Here is a 6418-nt window from a genome sequence, read left to right on the forward strand (position 1 = left end):
GAATTGCGCAAAAATCGCACTAAGCAGCCTATAGCGGTTCTCAAAAAAGTGAGGAGAGCCTCATGCCCTATGCCCTATGCCCCATGCCCTATGCCCTATGCCCTATGCTGGAAGCGTACCTGATCTTTCTGAGAAAGGCTATATATGTACTTGTAAGGTGCATAAGCACCCTACGTTTAAAACGGCTAGCGCAATTCCTATCAACGTCAAAAATAGATCAAAATCTGAGGATTTGCAGAGAATGAGTGGCGATTTGAGATCGGATTTAATTGCAGCAGCCAAACATTTTTACGATCGCGGTTGGATGGCTGGGACTGCTGGTAATCTTTCAGCCCGCTTACCAGACGGCAGTTTTTGGATTACTGCTAGTGGGCGTCAGAAAGGGCAGTTAACTGCTTCAGATTTTATCAGAATGAGCTTAGACGGCGTTATTGTTGAGCAACCTGTTCCCGACAGCCGCCCTTCCGCCGAAACCAGCATTCATTTAGCCGTTTACAATTGTTTTCCAGACGCGAAAGCTTGCTATCACGTACACTCAATCGAGGCAAATTTAGTTTCTCGGCTAGTAGCAGGCGATGCAGTGCCTTTACCTGCGATCGAAATGCTCAAAGGTTTGGGGGTGTGGGAGGAAAACCCGCAGGTGGCGATACCCCTATTTACAAATTATTTAGAAGTCCCTAAAATTGCCAAGGAAATTTGTGAATATTTTGCGGTTTCATCGCCCTCTGTACCCGCTTTGTTAATTCGCGATCACGGCATCACAGTTTGGGCAGACTCCCCAGCCGCCGCCTACAATTACGTAGAAATTGTAGAATACATTTTTCGCTACACCCTCGCAGCCCGCCAATTAAATTTAGATTTGAAATGTTAGATTTGAAATCTGGACATTCCAGGATGCAAAACCTAATTATGTTGAGTTCCATTCACACCGCACCTTACCGCTATTACTATGCAATACTTGGGACAATTTTTGATGGCTAACCGTATAATAATGGTTGCAAAATGATTCGGCAATCGAGTTACTTTCCGGTAAATCTAGGGTTTCAGACTACGAACTAAAAACTGTCCTGACTATGGACTATGTAGACTGTATAAAACGAGCAAACATCAAGAATAGATAATAAAAATTATGGCTAAATATACCAGAATTCTATCCATAGATGGAGGCGGAATTAGAGGGATTATCCCCGCGCAAGTTGGAGTTAGCCTTGAGACCAAGCTACAACAGAAAAGCGGCAACCCAAATGCGAGAATAGCTGACTATTTTGATTTAATTGCCGGCACGAGTGCCGGAGGAATTTTAACCTGCATCTATTTGTGTCCCGATACCGAAAATCCCAGCAGACCTCGGTGGACGGCTCAAGACGCTGTTAATTTTTCCATCAAGAGCGGTCGCGAGGTTTTTAAGAGTTCATTTTGGCAAAAACTCAAATCTATCGACGGTTTGATAGATGAGAAATATCCGAGCGATGCCTTAGAAAAATTCTTTTTGGAACATTTCAAAGATTGCCAACTCAGCCAACTGCTGAAACCTTGTTTAATTACCAGTTACGATATCGAAAGAAGAAAAGCTAACTTCTTCAATCAAATAGATGCTAAAAAATATCCAGAAGCAGACTATTTTATCAGAGATATCACCAGAGCCACATCTGCCGCTCCCTCTTACTTTGAATCTCCCAAAATCTACTCTCTGACAAACGAATCCTACGCTTTAATTGATGGGGGAGTATTCGCAAACAATCCAGCACTTTGTGCCTATGCTGAAGTCAGAAATAAATTAAAAATTCCCGACGAACGCCCAGAGAGAGGCCCCACAGCAAAAGATATGGTAATCTTATCGCTGGGGACGGGACAAGCTCAGAAAAAATTCCCCTACGAAGAAGTAAAAAACTGGGGTCAAGTTGAGTGGGTTGAGCCTTTGATTAATATCATGATGACCGGAGTTTCAGAAACTATAAATTATCAAATGCTCCAAATTTATGATGCGGTTGAAAGACCAAATCAATATTTGAGAATTAGTCCAGATTTGAGCCACGAACAACCGCTGCCGATTGATGATGCTTCGGAAAAGAAGATATCGGAACTGGTGAGAATTGGCAAGGAGCAAGCCGAAAAGTATAACGAACGGTTGGATGAGTTGATCGACTTGTTGCTTGCCGAGTAGTTAGTCATATTGTAGGGTGGGTTGGGCGCGGCGATTAAGTTAAGTAACCAATAAATAAATCTCAAACCGCGCCTAACCCACCAATCGCTCCCTCTGGCAGACTGAAAATATATGTTGACAAATCGTGCAATAATTGCTGTACAATTGCCGAAAATCTCTATGTGGCAATGCTTCGTCCTGTTTGCAATTAATCGCGAGCCGTCAGTAATTGGTTAAAAAACACCAAAAGCGCGATCGACATTTAGATGAAACCTTGAATAACAGGTGGTTTCAGCGGTTTTTAGTGACGCTGTTCCTGGGCGGCCAAGTGCTGCTGCGCGTCCTGCAAGGCAAAATTGACCGCCGCAAAATCATGGAACATTTAGTCACCGTAGGCCTGGATTCTTTGCGCTCCGTGCTGCTAATAGCCTTTTTTGCGGGCATGATTTTCACCGTTCAATCGGCCAGAGAATTGATTCGGTTTGGGGCGGTTGGGGCGGTGGGAGGTGCTTTTGCTCTGGCATTTTGCCGCGAATTAGCACCAGTTTTAACGGCGGGCGTGGTGGCGGGACAAGTAGGTTCGGCTTTTGCTGCGGAGATTGGAGAAATGCAGGTGACGGAACAAATAGATGCCCTGTATATGTTGAGAACAAATCCAGTTGATTATTTAGTAGTGCCGAGGGTGATAGCTTGCTGCATCATGCTGCCGATTTTAACAATTTTTGCGGTGGCGGTGGGGATTTTGGGCGGGCTGTTTGTGGCGGTTAATTTTTATGAGTTGGAACCGTCGGTATTTTTGGAATCGGTGCGGACTTTTTTGGGGCCTTGGGATTTAGTAACTGTGGCGATTAAGAGTTTTATTTTTGGGTTGATTATTGCCCTCGTCGGTTGCGGTTGGGGGTTGACTACCACGGGCGGAGGAAAAGGTGTAGGCCAAGCTGCAACGGCGGCGGTTGTGACTTCTTGGGTGTTTATTTTTGTGGCAGATTTCTTTTTATCGCTGTTGATGTTTCATGAGTTGGGAATTACTAGAAGTTGAGGTTAATTGATTTTAGATTTTAGATTAGACAAGATTACCAAAATAATTAGGACGACGCTTTGAGCATCGTCCGAAAATTTGATTCAAAGGGCTTTTGCAATTCAAGTCTATTTTATTGCAATCTTGTCTATTTGAGATTAAACAGAGGGTTTCGGCTCAGGAATATAAGGAGGGCGATAAACTCTAATTTCCTGAATTGGAACTTTGCTGTCTGTTTCGGGAATGATTTCGAGAATGTGTTTGGAATTGCTTAAATTCTGAGCCAATGTTGTAGGATATTCTAGGCTTGAATCTACAATCTTTGGCGGAATGTATGAATCAACAAACATCGGTTTAACCTGCCAAGTAATCTCAAAACCTTTCGGAGTCAGCTTTTTAGAGTATTCATAGGCATTTTGCAGCCACCAGTTTTTCGGTTCAATCACGACGCGGCCAGATTTTGAAACAAACATTTCGTCGTTTGTACCGCTGCCGTCGTAACCTGTTTTAGAACCGATCACGTCAAATTTAAACTTGGTAGCATCGCTGTTAATCTCAGTGATTATCGCTTTCCAATCTTCGATGATTAGGGGTTTTTGGCTGGATATTTGGAGAATTGCGGGCCAAGCGACGCCCAGACTAGCGCTGGGTCTGGTGATACTGTAAAGTTCGGGAAATTCTGAGGGTTTTTTGCCGTCGATCGCAATTTTAGCAGAAATTGCCTTGCCGTTGAAGGTTTTATCAGCGATCGCATCTATCCGATTTCCTTCAAACTCCAAAACCAACTTACCATCTTGCCACTTAACATCAGTGCCAACTCTATAGGTTTTGACTAAATCCTGCGACGCTGCTTGAGGAGAGTTTGGGTTGTATCGCAGGTGCGGTTTAATCAAAGCAGCCAAGAGGAAATTTCCCCAATCATTGAGGTGAATGCTGTCACTCAATAGCTGTTTGGGCTGCAATCGATTGTCTTTTAAATATCTGCGCCAAGGTGCGCGAATTTCTGCGATTTCGCAGCCGTATTTATCTGCCAACTCAGGCAGCCATTTAGTTGAATGAGTGTTGTGCCATTCATATCCTTTGACTTCATCTGGATTATCGCTCTTGTTACCTGCGGGCAACCAGTTTATGTGGTCTGAATGCAAGAGTATTTCGCTAGCAGTGCGGCTGCGGACATTGGCAATTATCGCTTCGTAATCTTCATCGCCTCCGTAGACGTGAAAAATTAGCAAGTCTGGATAAAAAGGATACAAATCGTGTTCGCTGGGACGGATTAAAATCGGCGCTGCAAATCCTCCGATTGCCCGATTTTCCACTATCAAATCTGCATAGGGAAATCGCTGTTTCAAATCCTTTGCTACATCTTGCCACCAATCTTGCTGAGTGATGGATTGACCGTAAAATAAGATGCGTACTTTTCGGCGTTGTGTGGGAGTGCTGGTTGCAAGTAACCCCATCGTCCGTTGAATTCTGGCTCCCAAATTAGCATTATTTGCAATAGGAGCGGGTGGGGGAAATGGGGTGGCGACTGCTGTTTTTTTAAGAATCGGAACTAACAGGAAGCTCAAACATAATAAAAGTAGCCACCAGTATCTATAAATCTGGGATTTTAGGCTGTTACCGTGCCGTTTTGCCATTGTTTTATGTTTCGGTTCTCTAAAAATTATCCCTAACTAAGCTGTGGAGCATTTAAATTGCATATTCGGGACGCTGCTCAAAGCCCATCCCACAAGAATTTTATTGATTTTTGACACACAATTTAAATGTAGAACAGCTTACCAAAAGTATCTCTAGCGTTCACATTGTAAACCTTTCGATAGCTTGTACGCTACATGGTGCGGTTCAGGAATAGCTTGCGGTTGTACAGTGCGCGCCTTACGAGTTGCTTTTTTATTCTTGATTCTGTTATATTAACAATATAGTGCGACAAAAGATGATATAATTCTGGCTGATTAATTGCAAAAGATCGATCGCACGTCAAATGGATTACAAAACAGCCCGCAGTTTTCTGATCGACCAAGGAACAGCCCTGGACACCAAGAAAAATCCCGACGCCTTCCTGATGCGCCTCAAACAAGGCCAGCCGCCCGTACCGGGACAGGTGACATCGATTTTATTAGCTTTAAAAATATTGTTTGAAGGGCTGCAAGAATCTCCAATGCTCGATCGCCAATTAATCTCGGCACTGCATTTACTCTCAGTCGAGAGTTTGCTACAATTTGAAGCAGGACTTCGCAGAGGAGTTTCTTGGCCGCCACTGCTCAAAGAAGACTTAACTAGAATTGCGATCGCAGTCAAGAATATCTTTTCCGGCGTCTGGCAATAGTTTAGCTGAGTCAACTCCCGACGTTTAACAAGAAAAATTGTCAAACTCTACTCGCGAAAGCTTTCTAGGGATGCCAAAAGAGCCGGAAGTCCCGCCAGCGAGGCGGACACTAAAGCCTCATCTTTGTAAACTCGCGATCGGGTAATGCCAATAGTTTTAGCAGCCGAGGTTGTAGAGCCTCGCATCTCCCTATTACTGGTTTCGACTATCCCTAAATTTCTGGTTTCTCGCTTCAAACCCAACATAGCAGTATCCTCAATTTATCCGTAGGGTTGCGCCGCCAAATTTTTCGGGGCTTGCTCAATACTTCTATTATTACTCAGATTGGCAAAAGATATGAAACGATGAAATAATTATTCACGATTGGTAGGGATCAAGTTAAACTGCATCATAACTCTTGTCAAGCTCCATAACAACTCTTATTAATTTTTTACAGAAAGTGTTTGTTTGAGCCGATCGCCCGCAGCGACACAGACACCAGCAACTAAAAAGGCGATCGTGCCTACAACCGCCGTGTTAACAACAGGAATAGCCCAAGGTTCTGCAAACATAACTGAGTACAAACTCATCTCCAGCGAAAAACCGCCAAAATAAATCCCCACGCCCAACCCTCCCTGCTGCGGTGGCACCAGAGACAAAGCAAAAGGAACCATACCGTTAGCCACCAAACTATAACTAAAAATTACAGCCAAAACAGTTACTGCTACCATCACAATCCCCTGACTGAAAGCCACCGCTAACAGCAAAACAGCAGTTGCCGCCAATCCGCCCAAAAGCGCCCGCTGATTCCCCGCACGGGTGGCAATTTTCCCAGCAAGGAAAGCAGCAAAAGCCAAAATAATAGCAAATAAATCCCTTGATACTCCCCATGCCTAAAGGCGAGGGGATTCTTGAAGAGTCCAAATACGAACCTTCAAAGGCGAAATCAAAG

The 6418-nt window shown here is 44.0% G+C and carries 7 protein-coding genes; 4 read left to right on the top strand and 3 right to left on the bottom strand.

The features are described from left to right. Nucleotides 1-241: 241 nt before the first annotated feature. From mtnB to QUB52_RS03175, 3 genes are all read left to right on the top strand, one after another. Nucleotides 242-871, top strand: a complete 630-nt coding sequence (mtnB, locus tag QUB52_RS03165) for a methylthioribulose 1-phosphate dehydratase (protein ID WP_332974290.1) — start codon at nt 242-244, stop codon at nt 869-871. A 258-nt stretch (nt 872-1129) separates the two neighbouring features. After that, nucleotides 1130-2164, top strand: coding sequence for a patatin-like phospholipase family protein (locus QUB52_RS03170; protein WP_265235298.1), 1035 nt, complete (start codon nt 1130-1132; stop codon nt 2162-2164). Nucleotides 2165-2372: 208 nt separating this feature from the next. Then, a complete protein-coding gene (locus QUB52_RS03175) occupies nt 2373-3182 on the top strand; it encodes an MlaE family lipid ABC transporter permease subunit (RefSeq protein WP_265235299.1) in 810 nt (269 codons plus the stop codon). Nucleotides 3183-3319: 137 nt separating this feature from the next. Here QUB52_RS03175 and QUB52_RS03180 read toward each other — a convergent pair whose 3' ends face one another. Then, nucleotides 3320-4798: an SGNH/GDSL hydrolase family protein gene (locus tag QUB52_RS03180; RefSeq protein WP_265235300.1), complete on the bottom strand. Its 1479-nt coding sequence runs from the start codon at nt 4796-4798 to the stop codon at nt 3320-3322. A gap of 344 nt (nt 4799-5142) precedes the next feature. Here QUB52_RS03180 and QUB52_RS03185 point away from each other — a divergent pair, with 344 nt between their 5' ends. Next, complete coding sequence (locus QUB52_RS03185; RefSeq protein WP_265235301.1) at nt 5143-5487, top strand: Dethiobiotin synthetase; 345 nt, start codon at nt 5143-5145, stop codon at nt 5485-5487. Between the two features lie 47 nt (nt 5488-5534). Here QUB52_RS03185 and QUB52_RS03190 read toward each other — a convergent pair whose 3' ends face one another. Then, on the bottom strand, nt 5535-5732 hold the full coding sequence (locus QUB52_RS03190; protein ID WP_265235302.1) for a hypothetical protein: 198 nt from the start codon (nt 5730-5732) through the stop codon (nt 5535-5537). Between the two features lie 177 nt (nt 5733-5909). Continuing rightward, nucleotides 5910-6323: a hypothetical protein gene (locus QUB52_RS03195; RefSeq protein ID WP_265235303.1), complete on the bottom strand. Its 414-nt coding sequence runs from the start codon at nt 6321-6323 to the stop codon at nt 5910-5912. Nucleotides 6324-6418: the final 95 nt, after the last annotated feature.

It is taken from the genome of Microcoleus sp. A6-C6, assembly GCF_036705955.1.
Lineage (GTDB): Bacteria > Cyanobacteriota > Cyanobacteriia > Cyanobacteriales > Microcoleaceae > Microcoleus.